An 18,794-nucleotide genomic window follows, 5' to 3' on the forward strand; every position below is an offset into this window, starting at 1 on the left:
CGCAGATATGGGTAAAGGTGGCGGTAAGGGGCACACCCCGAAGGAAGAGCGCGATAACCTGAAATCGCAGCAGAAGGTGCAGATTGTTGATCTGCTGAGCGAGGGACCGATCGAGGGGCCCGTTGGCGATATGAAAGGCGTGCTGCTCAACGACACGCCGGTGCTTAATGATGATAGCAGCGTGAACTTTCACGGCTTTACGGCGGAATGGCGAAGCGGCACGCAGGAGCAGACTGTGCTGGACGGGTTTGCAGAATCTGCCTCTGAGGTGAGCGTGGGCACTGAGGTGAAACAGGCCACCCCCGTGACCCGCACCATCACGTCGGCGAACGTGGACATGCTGCGGGTGATTCTGGGCGTGCCGGCGCTGGAAAAAACGGAGAATGACGGCGATCGGGTTCGTACCTCGGTCACGGTGGAGGTGCAGGTACAACGCTCCGGAGCCTGGGTAACCGATGCAACCGTGGTCTTCAGCGGCAAGACCCTCTCCGCCTATGAGCGCGCGGTGCTGGTGAAAAATCTGCCGGCGCGGCCGTTTAATATCCGCGTGGTGCGCATCACCGCCGACAGCGCCACCGACAGGGTGCAGGATAAAACCTCCTGGGTGAGCTACAGCGAAATTATCGCCGTGCGTCAGCGCTATCCGAATTCTGCGGTGGTGGGGATCACCGCGCTGGCCGATTATTTTGGCGGGCAGATCCCGCGGCGTAACTACCACATCCGTGGCCGGGTGGTGCAGGTGCCTGACAATTACGACCCGGCCACCCGGACGTATACCGGACTGTGGCAGGGGCAGCTGAAGCCTGCCTGGACGGATAATCCGGCGTGGTGCCTGTACGATCTGCTGACCCACCCGCGGTACGGGCTGGGCCGGCGCATCGGTATCCCGGAGGTGGACAGGTGGGCGCTGTACGTCATCGGACAGTACTGTGACCAGCCGGTACCGGATGGTTTTGGCGGTACCGAACCCCGCGCCCGGCTGAATGCCAGCCTGACGGCCGCGCGGCCGGCGTATGACGTGATTGCGGATATCTGCTCGGTGATGCGCTGCATGCCGGTCTGGAACGGAGCACAGCTGTCATTTGTGCAGGACCGCCCCGGGGACAGCGCCTGGGTGTACACCAGCAGTAACGTGGTGGGCGGTCTGTTCAGTTATACCTTCTCGGCCCTGAAGGACCGGCACAATGCGGTGTATGTCCGCTGGACCGACCCGGCGAACGGCTGGCAGACCACCACGGAATATGTCTCTGATGACGCCGCCATCGCGCAGGACGGGTACCACGAGCTGAAGGTGGATGCGTTCGGCTGTACCTCGCGTGGCCAGGCGCACCGCTTCGGGCTGTGGATTATCGCGACGGAAAAACTCGAGATACAGACTGTCACCTTTCACACCGGGGCGCAGGGGCTGCGGCACCTGCCCGGCGATATTATCGAGGTGGCGGACAATGATTACAGCGGGCTGCAGCTGGGCGGGCGGGTGCTGGTGGCTGACGTGGCCACTCATACTCTGACGCTGGACCGGGATGTTCATCTGCCTGCAGGGCAGACGTATATCACCCTGCCCGGTGGAGACGGTAAACCCGTCAGGCTTACGGTGGACTCCGCGCCGGCAGCAAACCGGCTGCACGTACCGGGATTACCGGCCACTGTGGAGCCAGGCGACGTCTGGGGATTGTCCCTGCCTTCCCTGCAGCGGCGTCTGTTCCGCTGTGTGGCCATCAGTGAAAAGAGTGACGGCACGTTTGAGGTGACCGCCCTGCAGCACGTGCCGGAAAAAGAGGCCATCGTGGACAATGGCGCCACCTTTGCCCCGACCCCCTCCACCGCCTTTACCACCCGCATACCGCCCGTGGGGCACCTGCGGGCGGAGACGGAGGCGGTGGCGGATGGCTACCGCATCACCGTGAGCTGGGACACGCCGCGCGTGGTGAACGATCTGCGCTTTGAGGTGGTGGTCAGACGGGAGGGGCGGGAGGTCATGCGCCTGACCACGCCGGACACGCAGATCGCGTTCACCCTCACTGAGCAGGGGAATTATACCCTGCAGGTCTGCGGAACGGGCAGCCGCGGCGAGCGGGGGGAGCCTGCGGAGGTCAGCCTCGCCATTACGGCGCCACCGCCACCGCAGTCGGTCGATATCGTCGCTGGCTATTTTCAGCTGACGGCCATCCCCCGGCTGNACGGCGCCACCGCCACCGCAGTCGGTCGATATCGTCGCTGGCTATTTTCAGCTGACGGCCATCCCCCGGCTGGCAGGCAGTAACCTGCACACCCGGTTTGAATTCTGGTTCACGGATACGCGCATAACCGACACGCGCACCGTGACGGAGCATGCCACCCTGCTGGGAACCGGTACGCTGTGGGTGCGCGATAATCTCCTGCCGGGTAAAGCGTACTGGTTTTACGTGCGCAGCGTGAATGTGGCCGGTCGCTCGGTTTTTGTGGAAGCCACCGGCACACCCCGCAGTGATGCGGAGGGGATGCTGCCGATATTCCGGGAAAAAATCGACCAGAGCTGGTTGGGCAGTGAGTTTTACAAAAAAATCGACAACAGCGAGCTGCAGGGAGATTTCACAAACCTCTCGCAAAAAGTGGACGACACGAAAAGCGAGATTGAACAGATGGTCGGTAAGCAGCTGGGCGACCAGACCACCACCATTCAGCAGATTGAAAAAGTCCAGGCAGAAACAGGTAATAAGCTTAACGCCATGTGGGCAGTGAAGCTGCAGCAGCTCAGTAACGGTCAGTATTATATCGCCGGTCTGGGCGTGGGCATGGAAAACACGCCGGAGGGCATGCAGAGCCAGATACTGATGGCGGCAGACCGTATTGCCATGGTGAATCCGGCGGACGGCAATACCACGCCGCTTTTTGTGGCGCAGGGTAACCAGCTCATCATGAACGAGGTGTACCTGAAAAATCTGTACGCAGCACAGATAACCTCTTCCGGAAGCCCGCCGTCATTCAGCCTGACGCCGGACGGCCTGCTGACCGCGCGCCAGGCAACCATCAGCGGAGACATCACCGCGACCAGCGGTCATTTCAGCAATGCGGTGATAGATGAGACCTGTGAAATTAAGGGAATGCTGGAAGCGACGCATATCAGGGGGGACCTCGGGGATTTTCTCATCGCCCAGAGTGAACATTATGATGCCGGTACTCCCACGGCCAGCGGAACGCTGCTTGTTCTGACGCGTCAGGCCATTCCCGTCAAGGTCGGCCTGTTCGGTACCGGGCTGAGTTCTGCCTCCATCGGAACCTGGGGCACCATAGAAAACGGCACCGTTCACAGTGCATGGTGCCGGATAAAGCTCGGCAGCACGGTTGTATGGGAGGTGTCCGGTGTCTTTAACGGTAATATTCCGGCCATCAGCTTTATCCTGCCAGCCGGAGCCGGGGACGTCAGCCTGACGTGGGAATGCGGGCATACCGGCGGCACCGGGGGACCCCGCACCCGGTTTAACGCGGACTATTCTGTTTTTGCATTCCGCCAGGCGGGGCTTCTCCGCCGTCACTGAGTGTATTCACTGTTTTTTTTATCTGCTTTCGCGGAGGAGTATTTATGCCTGTAAAAATCAGCGGCGTGCTGAAGGATGCCGTCGGTAAACCCATTCCGGACTGCATTATCCGCCTCACGGCCACCGGAACCACCCAGACGGTGATAGTGACCACCCGGGGAGAAACCGCACCGGACAGTGCCGGCAGTTACAGTATGGATGTTGAGCCGGGAGATTACCGGGTGACGCTGGTCATACCGGGCTGGCCACCACAGGAAGTGGGAAAGATTGAGGTCAGGAGCTACTCAGCACCGGGCACGCTGAACGACTTTCTGACAAAAATAAAGTCTGCTGACCTTGATGAAAATCTGATGGCCCGATTTGAGAAACTTGCTGCAGATATTGCTCTCGATCGCCAGCGGGCAGAAAGCAGCGCTACGGCTGCGGCGGACAGTAAGACTGCGGCAAAAACGTCTGAAGACAACGCAGCGGCCAGCGCCTCGGCAGCAGCGGGCAGCAAGACGGCGGCAAAAACGTCTGAAGACAACGCAGCGGCCAGCGCTACGGCTGCGGCGGACAGTAAGACTGCGGCAAACACGTCTGAAGACAACGCAGCGGCCAGCGCCTCGGCAGCAGCGGGCAGCAAGACTGCGGCCAAAACATCTGAGGATAATGCTGCGGCCAGCGCTACGGCTGCGGCGGACAGTAAGACTGCGGCAAAAACGTCTGAAGACAACGCAGCGGCCAGCGCCTCGGCAGCAGCGGGCAGTAAGGCTGCGGCCAAAACGTCTGAGGATAATGCTGCAGTCAGTGCGACAGCTGCAGGTACCTCAGAGGCAAATGCACATGCGTCAGAACTACTGGCCGCGCAGCATGCCGCGGATGCACAGGGCGCTGCTGCCGGTTCCGGACGTCTGATCGCGTTTAAAAAAATGGAAGTCTCCGGGAAATATGTGCCATCACCGGGAACAACACGCATCATATTTGAAGTGCAGGCTGCCGGTGGCAGCGACTACACTCAGGATAACCGGCCTGACACGCTGAGCACGCCAGCATCCAGCGGTGCATATGCCAGGGTGATGGTGACAGAGCCTGATATTGAAGCGGAATATGACGTGCAGACGGGGGCCGCCGTTACGGGCAAAAACGGCGGTGACACCCTTATCGAACCGGTCATTATGGTGGAGGGGGGGCGGGTTTCCCGAGTCGTCAGTTTTGACGGTGCGGTGCCGCCCGCACCGGTGATACTTCACGCAGACACCGGTCCCGGGTTCGGCTGGCTCGGACCGGGGGAAAAATTCACGCTGCTGGCCCACAGCGCCCCGTTCATGTTTATCACGTGGCTCATTCCTGCCGGGGGCGATGCCGCAGTAATGCAGGCCACCGGTGGCGAGACGCCGCTGGGAAGCACGCCCCCGGTCATGAATATAACCCAGGCCGCGTTCTATCAGTCAGCTCGGGGGTACGGTGCCGGCTCACCCGGATATAATCCTGCCCTGAAAGGGATTGATGAAGGGGTCAGGGCCGGGCGGCCTGGTGTTGTTTATATCTGGGAGTACAGCTGATGAATGTCAAAACGTATGCAGTGATTAAGGATGGCCGGGTGGGTAATCTGATCCTGGTGGACGAGGAAAACCTGCCGGAGATAAAAGGAGCCCTGCTGGTGCCTGCTGGTGCCTGCGGGTGAGGGCGCAGACAAAGAGGGCCGTTATGAACACGACAGGTTCATGCCTGAAAAGAGTGAGTATACCGGGTGAGGTGAAAAAAAAAGGGAGGCACGGGCCTCCCTGAAACCGAAACAAAAGGAATTGTCGTTCCACTCAATGAAAAAATATACCGTCATATACCCACGCTATCAATGCAGGAATATGTTCATTTTTGTACAAATTACATTCCTGTCCGTTGAGATACTTAATTGTAAGTAATGTTAATGAATATAAACAGCTGTGCGGTAAATAAGGTTCTGTTTACAACAGAATACTGTTAAAGCTTATATGCATGACTTAGTATCAGAAGTTGAGTTTGTAATGCTCAAGGGTTGCTCTGACTATTTGTAATGCTTCGTAAGTTTCTTTAACGTCATGTACGCGAATAATATGCGCTCCTTTCATTGCCGCCATAACAGAGCTTGCAATTGTCCCATTGAGTCGATGCGCAGTATCAGCGTTGCTTAACAATTTACCGATCATCGACTTGCGTGACATCCCAACCAATAATGGCAACTCGTACCGATTAAAATAATCTAAATTGTGCAAGAGTTGATAGTTATGACTGAGGGTTTTACCAAAGCCAAATCCTGGATCAAGGATGATATTTTCTCTTTTTATTCCAGCTCTCATGCATGTCTGGATTTGCTGACTAAAAAACAAACTAACTTCAGCCACGACGTCATCATAAACGGGAGCATTTTGCATGCTGGCTGGTTGCCCTTGCATATGCATCAGGCATACAGGCAAACCAGTTTTCGCCGCAGCTTCGGGGGCACCGGAGACACTCAGAGAGCGAATATCATTAATCAAATGCATTCCGGCTGATGCAGCTTCTCTAATTACTTCGGGTTTCGAAGTATCGACAGAAATCCAGACATCGAACCTTGTGGCTACAGCCTCGACGATTGGAATAACTCGATGGAGCTCTTCGTCAACGCTGATGACACCGGCTCCCGGTCTGGCTGACTCTCCTCCAATATCAATAATTGTAGCACCATCCTTTATCATGTTTTCGGCGTGGCTGATTGCTGCATCAAAGGTGTTGAAACATCCTCCGTCAGAAAATGAATCAGGAGTGACATTAAGGATCCCCATGACATGGGGAACAGACAAATCTAGAGTAGAGTTTCTTGCCTGTAGTTTCATTGATTAATCCATCTCTTTTTACTGAGCATTATGGCAAATGCTGCTTTCAAAGTTTCGACATCTGTTTTGAGAAAGGTTGGGTTGTGCATAGCATCAAAATAATCTTATTTAAGATAATAAAAAACCTCAGTGAAGGTTCCCTGGTTATTAAATATGCTTTGGACTATAAGTACAAATGTACGGTTGCTGAAGTCCCTCTGGTTGATTATTTCCGCTAAATGCAAACATACTGTAACTGGATCCCGTGACAGTGCGGGTACTGGTGTACCCGCAAGTTCAGTTAAACCACGTTGGAAGTCAGCATGGGTGCCACATTTTGATTCACAGTTGGGATGTCTGGGGTGGCATTCATACCATCAGGGGCAGCAAAGGATGACATGGCCTGTGTCAGTTTCTGAAGATTGAAATTGTCTATAACTACCGCGCCATCTCCAGACCCAGGAGCCATTTTTATCTTTAACGGCTGCCCTGTCAAAGATGAATATGTTGCTCCATCCACATTGAATGTTGTTGTAGTCCAGTCTGAAGATGTGCTAACAAGTTTTTCCCCTAATTTGGTATCACCAGCCCATAATTGAAGATATTCATTTTTTATATCACTATCTTTTTGTTTTGTATCAACAGACAATCGATATTGATTCGCAGAATTAAATTTCTCAGATAGCGTTTGCTCTATCGACTCCGTCCCGGCGATATATATACTTATATCTCCCCCGGACATACGACTATTACCCCCATTATCATACACTCTTACTCCTTCGTGGTGCTCGTACTCGCCGCCATAACCACTTGCACCAAGGTCTATATCCCATCCGATGTAAGAAGCATAAGCGTTATTATGCCAAAGGCCAGCTTCTTCAAATTTCGGATTCCATATCGCGATATTTTGCCACACAGGCGATACAGGTAATGGAATCTCTTCGGCATGGGGCATACTAGCGACACTTGTACTTGCATTAATCGAATCCGGTTTTCTGAATAATGTGCTATTACCGACATGGTAAAGCCTTATACCTGTTATCATTTCAGCAGAGCTGAGATGTAATCCGGCTACAAGTTGTTTATTGTCATCCGGCCATTTGACCTGAACTGGCTGCAGTTCCCAGGTTCCGTTCTTTTGTATTGCAACCTGGTACAGATTATCTCCATGGCTGTCAGTAGTGGATGGATGACGGCTTGAAAACATCACCGTATTAATGCTAACCGGCCCTCCAAAATCGCTGCCCTCTGACTGGTAAGCAAGTTGAGTGTTCGGTGGTAAATTATTCTGTGTGTCAGTCATACTGAAACCCTCTTCAGTGGCTATGAGGAATATGGTTATAACCTCGTATGGAAAGATACTAAAAATATCATATTAGCAGAGGAGAATGTAGATGAAAATGTGTGTAATATCAGATGTTTGTTTTTGTCAGATTATACAAAATTAATCATTGCTCAGAATGTAAACGTATGAATACTACATAAGGGGCTGACCGTCTGCCTACAAACGATTAAAGTGAACTCCCCTGAATAATATAATTATTATGGCATAGTCGCCACTCGTTAACGAGCTAGAATTTCGTTTGTTTATTAATTATCACAATGCTAGCTTAGCAGCAAGATTATGCATGTTAGCAGGTTGTATTGGTGTGGGGGCAACGATTTGATCCACCTACCGCGAGTTCTTCAGAGATCATCATTGGCCGAATCTGATCAAAAGTGATTACCTCTACCCCATCGTATGTCATCGCCACATCGCCTGATGATACATCCGTAAAGCGTTTTGTGTAAGGATGGCTTTAGACGAACGGGATTGCGAGGGCATCCATGGAAAAGCTAACATTGACACGAAAGGAAGCCGCCGGACTACTCGGCATCTCAACGGCTACCGTCACACAGTGGGTTCTTGAAGGCAGACTCAAAGCCTACCGGGTCAGCGATAGACCCAAGTCACCGTACTTGTTTACGAAAGAAGATTGCCTGGCCGCCTTGCTAGCTGTGGAAGTAGAGCCAGCCAAGCTAAGGAACAAAGAGCGAGGGGTTGAAGCTGAGGTGGCGTTTACGAGGCGACAGAAAGAAGTGAATACAACGCTGCGTCGGATGCTTAACATGCCTGAAAAGGAATAAAGAAAACCCGGCGTTGTGGCCGATAGATTTTGAATGAGGTCTGAATATATTCTTGGCGTAGATGGCGTAAATATTATTAGTCATCAAGTCATTTTTCTTCGTCCCCGACTTATTGTAATATGTTAGCCATTATCAGCAAAATGCATCTTATTTTTTCTCAGTTTTTTCCACGGTCTTGTCGGCTTCTTTATCTTCTTTTTCTGATGAAGGGAAAAGATTTCTCATAACAATAATGAATACTGCAACAATATTTACAGTAACCCCAGTAATCAAAGCTATCAATACAGGATCATTTAACTCAAATTTTGATGTGAGCTTGAAGTCAAGTGCCTCTATTGTAAGGTTTTTGTAGCCAGAAGTAAAAAGATAAGAAAGAAAAAAATTGACCAAAGCCATACAAATTTGTATGCCTTAGACGCATATATTTTTCTCATCTTGTTGTTCTGCTTCTGGCGTCTTACTTGACCTTTAAGCAGTTTTCGTTTGAGCTTGGAAAATTTTGCGTCGGATAAAGCCGCAGCCTTTTTTATTTCAGCTAACGATTCTGGATCTGGTGCTGCTTGCGCTGCGTAGTCATCTTGCTCTTCCTGAACCATTTCGTCGGAAGAGGAGTCAATTACTGGCTCCTCTTCTTTCTGATTATTTGCCGCTTGTGCTAAGCGGGTATAAAAAGAACCAGACTTATCCTTGTCAGACATTTAATCGATCTTTAATTTCTTGATGGTCGTTTCTTTGATAATGTCGTTTGGGATAACAAACTCCCTCACGCCGCCATCACAATGTAACTTGCGAGTTACCGCCCATGCGGAACCTGGTTCATGGGTTAAATTAGATAAGTATGTAGCTGTTCTGTTGCCATAAGTATCTAATATTGCATTAATAATCGCGTTGGCATGCTCATCATTCTTCGGCAACATTAGGGATAATGTATTTCATATCAAACACATCATCGCTATCTAAACCTTCAAATTCGGTACCGAGAGAAACGATATTTCTGGAGCCGTATGATTTAAATTCATGATAGATAGAATCAATCACAGGTCCATACTTCCAGGCTTTTACAGGTTCCTTAATCAGTGGTTTTCCAGACAAAGCAAGCATCCAAGAATGTGCAAAAAAAAACAAGTTTTTGCAATTTCATAGGAGAAAGGTCACAGATACCTCTTTCGTTCGCCTTCTCAATGAAGGCATTTGCAACAGCGATAGCTGAATAAGCCATTTTTTGCCTCCTTGTGCTGTATGAATTACCAGTTGTCTTTAGAGGATTTTACCGTATTGGTAACCTTTAGTACATATTAATAAGTTTACAGCTTGTAGTCACTCAAAATCGGATAGGATTTTTGTCTAAAATCGTGCTCATGATAGTAGAAAATTTTGATGTTAATGTTTTTTTTCATCAAATAATACCAATTAGTGGTGTTTTTCATTTTTCAACCCCACATGTAGGGGCTAACACAATTTTTTCAAGCGCACGCATGGCTAACCATGTGTCAGCCACATGTCGGATTCTTCAAACATTTCCTCCAGTATAGGGGTCAGTTTGGAGATCAGAAATTTTTGTACGTTAGGAGCATTATTTAACCAATCGTGGTGCGTAAGGGATTGATTTGGCGTCAGCGGCTATCACTTTTAAGTTATCGCCCTTGAGGTATCGCATTTAGGTTATCCGATTAAGGTCAAATCCCTGAAAAGGCCGTATAGCGCGGAAGTACACCCAACTGCTATAGGTAAGCCTGTTCAAAAAACAGGCTTACCGTACAATAATTCTCTATATCCAAACTGACCCCATGTACTAGAGCCAGCCAGCAGCTTTCGGAAAAGCGGAAAAATCCGACCTGATGCTGCTGTGAGTTTCATCATGTAGGGCACTGTAATGATTACCGCTCTGCTTCGCGGCAATCATTAAGACTAATATGCTTAAAACCATCTTGCAGAAGTTACCTATTGACGTATTAAAAATCGATAAAGCATTTATCAATAGCTTGGAAGAAATGAAAGTCACACTACACATTATTGAGATTGCTCACACCTTGGGTATAAAGATGGCAGCTGAAGGAATTGAAACAGAAAGACTGGTTGATTGAACATGGTGTTCAATTTGGACAAGGATAGTTATCCAGTAAAGCGCTCCAAAAAACTGAGTTCATTATGTGGTCAGAAAATAAATTGAATCATTAATGCTAATGTTTTTTAGCCATTACGTCTGCTTCTGGCACAGGGCTGCTGTTGCAGCCCTGACAACCTTAGACTTCAATCGATTCAGAGATCACTAACGCATCATCGACTTCAATGCCCTGTGAGTTCAACCGACCGATTTCGATCAGTGCAGATGTTACTATAATGAACTATATGCAGGGGAAGCATTTATGCAGCGGAGACAAATACTCAGTAGTGAAGAAAAAGAATGCTTGCTGGTCGTACCGGATGATGACGTTCTTTTGACCCGCATGTGCTTTTTGAGTGAGCATGACCTCGTGCTTGTTAATAAACACCGCAGGCCAGCTAACCGCCCGGGTTTTGCTGTATTGAGCTTTCCGTTCACCAGAACCGGCTCCTGAAACTCGCACGCGAAAGCAGGAAAATGAGTAGCCGTGACCTGGCAAAATTTACGGATGTTCGCCGTTATGCCTCACTGGTTTGTATCATATCGGAAGCCAGGGCCACCTTGACTGACGAAGTTATTGATCTGCACGAACGTATTCTTGGCCGTCTGTTCAGTAGGGCAAAACGCACGCAGGCCGTACGACTTCAGCAAACAGGAAAGCTGATTCAGAGTAAGCTGAAGCAATACGTTACCGTCGGGCAGGTATTGCTTAATGACAGAGAATCCGGGGAAGATCCCTAGGCCGCAATAGAGGACGTCCTTCCTTGGCAGGAATTCATCAACAGCGTGGAAGAGACGCGGTTCCTGTCACGTAAGGACAACTTCGAGCCGTTGCATCTGATCACCGAAAAAATACAGTACGCTGCGTAAATACGCCCCCCGGATGCTGTCCACGTTGCAGTTCAGGGCTGCTCCCGCCGCAATGCAGCTCAGCGACGCGCTGGATACCGTCAGAGAGATGTATCGAAAACAACTCCGAAAAATTCTTCGCAAGTCCTGAGAGTACCGAGGCAGAGTGCAACGTGAAAGCACCAGATAGAAAAAACGCTGTAACGTTGAATTATCTGGCAACAAGCGAGAGCTATTCCTTATGTCTGGTCAATTTAAAGAATAACCGCATGCTGTTGTCGTTGTAAGTGCGGGTTTTCTTAATGCAGGCGCCTAAAGATGTTTCGGCTCAAAGACATGACTCATCAACATCATAAAATAAAAGTATCTTACTTGGCGCCACCTTAATGCGACAGAACCCTGCAGCCTGCCTTTGGGGGATTTAATTTATGGCAGCGGATGCAGGGTGATATTCGCTGCGCTGTTCCAGCAGAATTCGGACAACCTTCCTCCAGCGGGTTCGACTGGATGTCATTTCGGATTTATTTTCTCTAAGCGTTTAGACTTACTCAAACCCGGTAAGGCTCAAAATCCTGCTCCGGTTAATATTAACCTACTGGCAGGTTATTGACACTATTAATGAACCGGAGTACAAACCCGCTTTTTGTGACGTTGATATGGAATCAATCTTAATGCTGGATATATTTATAGGTCCGGATATCATCCCATCAATATTAGTTATCCCTGTCCCAGTTATATGATATGAAAGAGAATCAGTTCCAGAAGAAAGTATCGGATTTTGTGTTGCATCCCGTAGGCCTGGTGTGTAGGTTATCGTGCCTGTTCCTTTTGGATTAGTAACAAGCTCAACTGATTTTGCGCTTCCGCCTGCAGTGCTTGTCCCGAGATTCACGCTACGGGGCACGTCAGCCGAACATTGACTAGAGATATTGTTAGGCTTGCCTGCATCAATTACAGAATTTAGAATAGAACCGGGGCTGCCGTCAGGTTTTTTAAATGTAAATTTAATATTTCCTTTCCTGCCATTGGGATTAAATATAGCAGTACCACGCAATTGAAAGTAGTCCCCCCTGACTGTATAAACAGTAGAGCCATCGCATTCTCCACCGGAGATATCGGCTATATCAGAATCTTTGCTAGAACTTAAACTGGTGAAACCTGAGTTAAAGGTAATGTTTGGTAAGTCACTTGAGCAGATAAAACTGTTCCAAGTAGAATAATCACCTCCGATAGTCATGTAGGTAGTCGACGCATCTACCCCGTTGGCTGAATTTGAAATTGTCTGGGCTTCTGCACACGAACTGAACAAAGTAATTAAAAATAATAAAGTAATTAACTCCATGATATTCCCGCACGTTAAATTAGCTCTGTAACACAAAAGCGACACAAGAGCCGCTTTTGTGTTCGGATATGGGTATGATAAGCAGCTTCGATTACTCGTAGGCAATATCCAGCGTAATTTTACTTTTCACAGCACCTGGTGTGACACCGGTTCCTTTCGTGTTAATCAGTTTTGCCGTAAATGGCATATTGATAGTATTACTTGCAGCAGTGAAATTGTGCGATTTCCCGTTAGAAAGTACTTCAGTTCCCGTGAGCAACTTAACCGCCACGAATTTTGCCCCCGTAGCTTCACTGTTTGCATAGGTTTCAGCAACATCGGTATCAGGTGTCCCTCTCGCGGTGACATCCACCGAGGTAACCCCGGGATCACAGTGTGTCAGCGACAGGTTGAAGTCTTTCGACAGCCCCGCATCTCCTACCGCGTTTCCCATTGAAGCTGTGGATACACTCCCGAGCTTGACTTCCGTATCACTACTCCAGCTGGGAGTACAGGTAGTTGCCAGTACCTTGGCGGTGACGTTTACCGTCGCCGAGTTGGCCGTGTTGGTCGTCGGCGGAACGACCGCACTAGCCATCCATGATGCGCCCAGCAAAGTCGAGGACAACAGACTCAGTGTGGTAAATTTATTGATATATGAAGGCATTTTATTTCCTTTTTCAATTGGTTACACTATTAACATGATGAAGGGAGGTCTCCCTCCCGGACTTACAAAAAAAACGCCGGAAAGTCAGCGACAGTTTTCCTGAAAACGCACCAGCCGGGCATGAAGCTCGTTCTCTGTCAGACGGTGGTGCATGACACATTGCTGGTCAGGCTTGTTACCCCATTTCGCCGTCAGGCTGACGTCCTGCGCCATACCGGACAAATAAACCTGACCATTGTCACCCACCAGATCGCTGTTACCGGCAGCGAGGGTGGCGGTTGCCCCAAAGGGAACGGGCCTGCCGTTATGCTGCAGCGTAATCAGGCCCCGGGCCCCTGTGTATGTGTCAAAGTGAGCCTTCACCACCGCGCCATGCGTGGGCACGACCTGAACCGCTGCATTGCTGATATCGGTATGGTCGTCAAGCTTGCTGGTATCCAGCATGACGTCGTTTTCACGATAAGCATTGGCATAGGGAACAATCGAATAACCCCGCCAGTCGGTGTGAACACCGGTACTGTTTTCTACCGGAACATCCACCGCCCCGGGAGCAACTACCAGCACACTGGTGGTACCCAGCGGTTGCCCAAGCGTCAGGCCCTCACTGTGCAGTACCGCGCCACCTGACACCCCGTAGCGCCACTGATGGTAGTCCTTACCATAGCCGTATCCGAACGAGGCATTACCGTATGTACCCTGATAGCTCATACCCGCATCACCACTTTCTTTCTCCTGACGCCCGTATCCCTGCGATACGCTCCAGTCAAGATTATTTTCCGCCAGTGCCATTCCGCTTAAGCCGGCCTGATGTGTGACTCCACCGTCGGTATCACTGCGTGCGCTGTAAGTAGCCCACACCGGATGTTCACTGACATGTGCCTCAAGGGGGACTGACAGTGACAGCCAAAATGTCCTGTTCCTCTGCGCCCGGTCACTCATCCTGCTGTAGTCGTAAGACAGGTTGTAGGTGATACGACTCAGCATGCCGCTGAACCCTATCTGAAAGGAGTCTGTGACAGTGCTTTTATGCCAGTAGCTCTGATGGTTACCTGTAACATAGAGAGAACCCAAGTCACCGAGTCGCTGAGAAATATTAATCTGAAGACGCTCACGTTTGCTGCTGTAAAGGTTGTAATAGTCATTCCAGTCAGCTTTGACAGGATGCCCGGCAGCATCTGATATATCCGGGTTAACTAACCAGCCGGACATTTTTTTCAGCGCAGTTTCATCCAGGGTATGGAAGCCCTGAGTGGAATAACGATAACCCGCCAGCCGGAATGTTGTGCCGGTAGATATCAGTGAGCGACCATACAGGACGCGCAGGGACTGGCCCTGATGGCGGGAGCCATCCGCCAGCAGGCTGTCAGCCTGAGTCACATCCCAGGACAGTGCCCCCCAGCCCCCCATATTAAACCCCGTTCCGATGGCAATTGCCTGATAATTATCGGCAAGCTGGGTTCCCCCGTACGCCGTAATACTGAACGGGAGTCCCCATTGCAGGGTCCCCTGAACAAATGCAGGATGGGTGTAGCGGTCATTATTGCTTCGGTAACGCCCCGCGGTGAGGCTGTAGCGAATACGCCCCTGACGTTGCAGAACCGGCAGGGAGGAGTAAGGCACGGTGAATACCCGTAAGGCACCATCCGCTTCTTTAACCGTGACCTCAAGGTCCCCTCCCGAGGAGAGGGGATAGAGATCATTAATCACAAAGGCTCCCGGTGCAACAAAGGTCCGATAAACCTCATTGCCGTTCTGCGTGATACTGACCTGGGCGTTGCTGTTTGCCACCCCTTTGATTTCCGGCGCAAAGCCGCGCATGGAATCAGGGTACATAGTATCGTCCGTGGCCAGTTGAAGCCCCCGGAATGTAAGTGAATCGAACACATCACTGCCTGTGGTACTGTCCCCGCCAGTAAATTCACTGTTCAGCGGTATAACGGTACGCTGAATATAGGTATCCAAATGTTGCCAGCGCTGATTATGTCCAAATCTGCTTGTATAATGACTCCACACACTGTTATCCCGCAGACGCCAGGCGCCAAAGTTTACCCCGCTGCTTAAGTTCAGGTACTGACTGCTGCTGTCATTACTCCCGGTCTGGCTGTTGCTGCCACTGAACTGCCAGCTCAACAGCGCAGCATTGATGCCTTCATCCCACTGCTCCGGAGGTATCCAGCCACGTGGATTGCTGCGGAGGGCAATCTGGGGAATGCTGACATCCAGACGCATGGCCTGAAAGTTGAACGCGATATAAGCACCAGGAATATATTTCCCGAGGGAAACACACTGCCCGTCAGGAACCGACTGCAGGTCCGCTACGGCAGAGAAATTAACTCCCAGTTCAGCCAGTTCTTTTTTCGTCAGACAGGCTGCCAGCCCCGTACTGTCACGAACTTCACCGTCATTGCTTTTGGCCTTTCCTGCGGGAAGAGAAGAAGGAGCAGGTATGGTTTCGAAGCGAAGCTGCCTGCTAAATACACTGTGGCCGTTCAGATAAACATCAACCAGATAAACACCGGGAAGCTGGTTTTGTCCGTCCTCAAACCGGGAAAGGTCTGTCACCTGATTCGGATCGCCTGATAACATTGATGGGTCAAAATATAGTCTGGCGCTGGTCACACGAGAATATGACAGAAGCAACAATGTTAATAATAAAATCACTCTACCTGATTGATTGAGATGATATTTAATCTTTACTAGCAATGTCATTTGTTAGCGTAAACCGGCTTTAATAAGTTGAAAGAATTAACTTTAGACATTTAATTTATTCGCAATCGCAACATAAAGATAATGTTACGGGGTTGTCATTTAATTGTGTATTGCAGCTGTTTCGTTTCTGCACCGTAGTCATCAAGAGACTTAAGCACCACCATATTTACATCCGCCGGCGCTTTCTCATAAGAATGCTCGTTCGGGTTAACCATAATATCATTAAGAGCATGCCCGTTTGCATTCAGGTGTGTCAGGGTTAGGTAATAGGGTGTGGGATTATAAATATCAAGTCCCGACGAAACATGAGTGAACGATAAAAGTGAAGGCGCGTCTTCTCTGGCGACGGCCAGATCGTCAGGGCGGACAAACAATTTAATTCGGGTTGCCAGTGCGACCTTCAGGATATTTTTACCCTCGAGCTCCTTTTTGTCTTCTGAAGGGATTTGCTTTGTAACAAAATAATATAATGACTCTTTATACTGCGGTAACGACGCTCCGGTAAATAGAAGGCGAAGGGTGTTTTCTCTCCCCGGCGTACTAAGAAAAAGAGGAGGAGTGACCACAAAGTCATCACTTTTTTTACCGTGAGCATCTTCCACCCACGACTGAACCAGAAAAGAAGCGGTGGTTGAAGAATTACTGACCCGCACAGTTTGTTCTTTTGCGTTTTGTGGGTAAATAATTCGTGTCCCCTGAACAGATACCCCCCCTTCTGCAAAGGTCGGGACGGAAATAAGAAAACATGCTCCGACAACTAACATTCTTGTGAAAACCACGAGTGGAGACAGGGCGTCCAGGCAACAACGCTCTGCCAGACCAAACGCCGACAACAGAGATTTTAATTCTGCCGGTTCCCCCCCGTAGGAGAAAGACTTTCTTTTTTTCTGATGATGATTTGATTTCATGATTGATTAAGTCCGAGATATAGAAAAACCTCTCCCGACTCAGGGAGCTGGTCAATTTAGTTAGAATGCTATAACCAAAGAAGAAAAAATGGGAGCATGAGGAATTTATAAAAAGTATATTATTGCACATATTTAAAAAGGATAAAAAAAACAGTCATATAGACTTCGATACCCTGTAAAATAAACTAAATGGTAACAATTCAGAAACACATAAAAACATTTATTTTCAGTAATTCGCCATTTGTTAACAAATAAATTTCGGATTAATTCACTCCATGCAGGAAATAAATCACCCGCAATACCCAAAAAAACACTCAATTGATCGGTGGCGCCGATCAAATAGCAGTTATTAACACGTAAAATTTATGGTTCGCGGTGCCGCCCGTACGTTCGTTATCTGTAAAACAGGCACCAAACAGGTTTCCGGTTTTTACTCCCTGGCCACCGGCAGCGTTAACCATGTAGAAGCGACGGGAAGTCTCAGGCGCAATATACCAGATCCAATCCCGGTAATTATACTTGCTCGCCTAGCTGTCGATGTCTCATTTCGTGGACAAGGGCTGGGTGCTGATTTACTGCACGATGCAGTATTGCGCTGTTATCGGGTGGCTGAAAATATAGGCGTTCGTGCAATTATGGTTCATGCGCTGACAGAAGAAGCCAAAGGGTTTTATCTTCATCATGGTTTTAAACCATCGAAAACCCAGGAACACACTCTGTTTCTTAAGTTGCCGCAATAGATTCATTGGCAAGAAAGGGATGCGCATCATTAATAACATATTGATTTTAAATGAACGACGGACTAAATTTAACATAATCTTTGTTATGCGCACTAAATTTGTAGTAGCTAAATTGAGATGTCCGTCTCTGACCAAATAGACATGTCCGCGCTACAGTCTCACCACAGCGATAATTGCTTTCAAAGGATGAGACTCATGACGGCATACGGAACGGAGTTTTTCTCAATGAACGATGTAAACCGCCTCAAAATCCTTCAGGATGTCATCGATCGCAATCTACGTCCTGGCCAAGCTGCGGAGATGCTCGGCATTACGCCACGTCATTGCAGCCGACTGCTGAAACGCTATCATCAACTCGGACCGCTTGGCATGAACAACCAGAGTCGTGGCCAGCCTGGCAACCAGCAACTCATGCCGGGCCTCGCTGAACGAGCACTACGTATTATCCGCGAACGCTACGCTGATTTTGGCCCGACTTTAGCCTGTGAGAAGCTCGCCGAGGTTCATGGGCTGTATCTGGCCAAAGAGACAGTACGCAAGCTGATGACACAGGCTGGTTTATGGATCCCCCGCAAGTTACGGCCGCCTCGCGTGCATCAGCCACGACCGCGTCGGGCCTGCAATTACAGTACGATAAGAAGCTATATCTGCTTGAAGATAATGAAGAAAATCGTCGTTTTCAGGGGAAATACATCGATGTCTGGCAGTATCCGGATGGCACTATCGAGCTCCGTGCCGGTGGTACTTCCCTGCCCTTCATCACTTACGACCGGCTGGGAGAACTGGACCAGGGTACCATCGTCGACAACAAACGCCTGGGACGCGCACTGGAAATGATAAAGCTGGTTCAGGTATACAGGTAGCGCTGTAAGTTCTGCTGTATAACCCAGTGCTTGCTGATAATTAACCGGGTCCTGTATAGTTTCTCAGTACGTTATCCCAATCAGACAGATGCCCTTTACCGTTTTTTTCTCTTAAAGCAGATAGTTTGTCGATTTCGTAGTAAGCGCTCAGGCAACCACAGTAAGGGCATAACAC

The 18,794-nt window shown here is 49.6% G+C and carries 14 protein-coding genes and 4 pseudogenes; 9 read left to right on the forward strand and 9 right to left on the reverse strand.

The window, feature by feature from the left end:
* Positions 1-7 precede the first annotated feature (7 nt).
* From SPH27_RS23135 to SPH27_RS21935, 3 genes and pseudogenes are all read left to right on the forward strand, one after another.
* Positions 8-3,518 (forward strand): annotated as a pseudogene (locus SPH27_RS23135) (host specificity protein J).
* Between the two features lie 44 nt (positions 3,519-3,562).
* Positions 3,563-5,062, forward strand: coding sequence for a prophage tail fiber N-terminal domain-containing protein (locus SPH27_RS21930; protein WP_322435854.1), 1,500 nt, complete (start codon positions 3,563-3,565; stop codon positions 5,060-5,062).
* Positions 5,062-5,184, forward strand: coding sequence for a hypothetical protein (locus tag SPH27_RS21935; RefSeq protein WP_322435855.1), 123 nt, complete (start codon positions 5,062-5,064; stop codon positions 5,182-5,184). The genes SPH27_RS21930 and SPH27_RS21935 overlap by 1 nt, the downstream gene beginning before the upstream one ends.
* A gap of 322 nt (positions 5,185-5,506) precedes the next feature.
* On the opposite strand, the gene folP is transcribed toward SPH27_RS21935, so the two are convergent.
* Together folP and SPH27_RS21945 are read right to left on the reverse strand one after the other, a co-directional pair.
* On the reverse strand, positions 5,507-6,352 hold the full coding sequence (gene folP / locus SPH27_RS21940) for a dihydropteroate synthase (protein ID WP_322435856.1): 846 nt from the start codon (positions 6,350-6,352) through the stop codon (positions 5,507-5,509).
* Positions 6,353-6,632: 280 nt separating this feature from the next.
* Positions 6,633-7,634, reverse strand: a complete 1,002-nt coding sequence (locus tag SPH27_RS21945; protein ID WP_322435857.1) for a hypothetical protein — start codon at positions 7,632-7,634, stop codon at positions 6,633-6,635.
* Positions 7,635-8,158: 524 nt separating this feature from the next.
* Between SPH27_RS21945 and SPH27_RS21950 the strand changes: the two genes are divergently transcribed.
* The gene (locus tag SPH27_RS21950; RefSeq protein ID WP_322435858.1) at positions 8,159-8,458 is read left to right on the forward strand and encodes an excisionase family DNA-binding protein; all 300 of its coding nucleotides are present in this window, start codon (positions 8,159-8,161) and stop codon (positions 8,456-8,458) included.
* A gap of 332 nt (positions 8,459-8,790) precedes the next feature.
* On the opposite strand, the gene SPH27_RS21955 is transcribed toward SPH27_RS21950, so the two are convergent.
* From SPH27_RS21955 to SPH27_RS21965, 3 genes are all read right to left on the reverse strand, one after another.
* A complete protein-coding gene (locus SPH27_RS21955; RefSeq protein ID WP_322435859.1) occupies positions 8,791-9,156 on the reverse strand; it encodes a hypothetical protein in 366 nt (121 codons plus the stop codon).
* 202 nt (positions 9,157-9,358) lie between these two features.
* Complete coding sequence (locus SPH27_RS21960) at positions 9,359-9,559, reverse strand: type II toxin-antitoxin system antitoxin SocA domain-containing protein (RefSeq protein ID WP_322435860.1); 201 nt, start codon at positions 9,557-9,559, stop codon at positions 9,359-9,361.
* A complete protein-coding gene (locus SPH27_RS21965; protein WP_322435868.1) occupies positions 9,528-9,677 on the reverse strand; it encodes a hypothetical protein in 150 nt (49 codons plus the stop codon). The genes SPH27_RS21960 and SPH27_RS21965 overlap by 32 nt, the downstream gene beginning before the upstream one ends.
* A 694-nt stretch (positions 9,678-10,371) precedes the next feature.
* On the opposite strand from SPH27_RS21965, the gene SPH27_RS21970 reads away from it, so the two are divergent.
* The 3 genes and pseudogenes from SPH27_RS21970 to SPH27_RS21975 form a co-directional block, all read left to right on the forward strand.
* On the forward strand, positions 10,372-10,542 hold the full coding sequence (locus tag SPH27_RS21970; RefSeq protein WP_322435861.1) for an EAL domain-containing protein: 171 nt from the start codon (positions 10,372-10,374) through the stop codon (positions 10,540-10,542).
* A gap of 282 nt (positions 10,543-10,824) precedes the next feature.
* The gene (locus tag SPH27_RS23140; protein ID WP_416208289.1) at positions 10,825-11,016 is read left to right on the forward strand and encodes a DUF4158 domain-containing protein; all 192 of its coding nucleotides are present in this window, start codon (positions 10,825-10,827) and stop codon (positions 11,014-11,016) included.
* A pseudogene (locus SPH27_RS21975) lies at positions 10,983-11,547 on the forward strand (Tn3 family transposase); the annotation flags it as partial. The gene SPH27_RS23140 and the pseudogene SPH27_RS21975, both read left to right, overlap by 34 nt.
* Positions 11,548-12,003: 456 nt before the next feature.
* Here the strand turns inward: SPH27_RS21975 and SPH27_RS21980 are convergent.
* The 4 genes from SPH27_RS21980 to SPH27_RS21995 all read right to left on the reverse strand — a co-directional run bounded on the left by SPH27_RS21980 (position 12,004) and on the right by SPH27_RS21995 (position 17,016).
* On the reverse strand, positions 12,004-12,753 hold the full coding sequence (locus tag SPH27_RS21980; protein ID WP_322435862.1) for a hypothetical protein: 750 nt from the start codon (positions 12,751-12,753) through the stop codon (positions 12,004-12,006).
* Positions 12,754-12,844: 91 nt separating this feature from the next.
* Positions 12,845-13,399, reverse strand: a complete 555-nt coding sequence (locus SPH27_RS21985) for a fimbrial protein (protein ID WP_322435863.1) — start codon at positions 13,397-13,399, stop codon at positions 12,845-12,847.
* 84 nt (positions 13,400-13,483) lie between these two features.
* Positions 13,484-16,108, reverse strand: coding sequence for a fimbrial biogenesis usher protein (locus SPH27_RS21990; RefSeq protein ID WP_322435864.1), 2,625 nt, complete (start codon positions 16,106-16,108; stop codon positions 13,484-13,486).
* A 95-nt stretch (positions 16,109-16,203) separates the two neighbouring features.
* Positions 16,204-17,016 carry a fimbria/pilus periplasmic chaperone gene (locus tag SPH27_RS21995; RefSeq protein ID WP_322435865.1) on the reverse strand — a complete coding sequence of 271 codons (813 nt, stop codon included), beginning with the start codon at positions 17,014-17,016 and terminating at the stop codon, positions 16,204-16,206.
* Positions 17,017-17,384: 368 nt separating this feature from the next.
* On the opposite strand from SPH27_RS21995, the pseudogene SPH27_RS22000 reads away from it, so the two are divergent.
* Both SPH27_RS22000 and SPH27_RS22005 read left to right on the forward strand, forming a co-directional pair.
* Positions 17,385-17,756: pseudogene (locus tag SPH27_RS22000) on the forward strand (GNAT family N-acetyltransferase); the annotation flags it as partial.
* Positions 17,757-17,951: 195 nt separating this feature from the next.
* A pseudogene (locus SPH27_RS22005) lies at positions 17,952-18,616 on the forward strand (helix-turn-helix domain-containing protein); the annotation flags it as partial.
* Positions 18,617-18,794 lie beyond the last annotated feature (178 nt).

This window comes from Enterobacter sp. A103 (genome assembly GCF_034427535.1).
GTDB classification, from domain to species: Bacteria; Pseudomonadota; Gammaproteobacteria; order Enterobacterales; family Enterobacteriaceae; genus Enterobacter; species Enterobacter asburiae_B.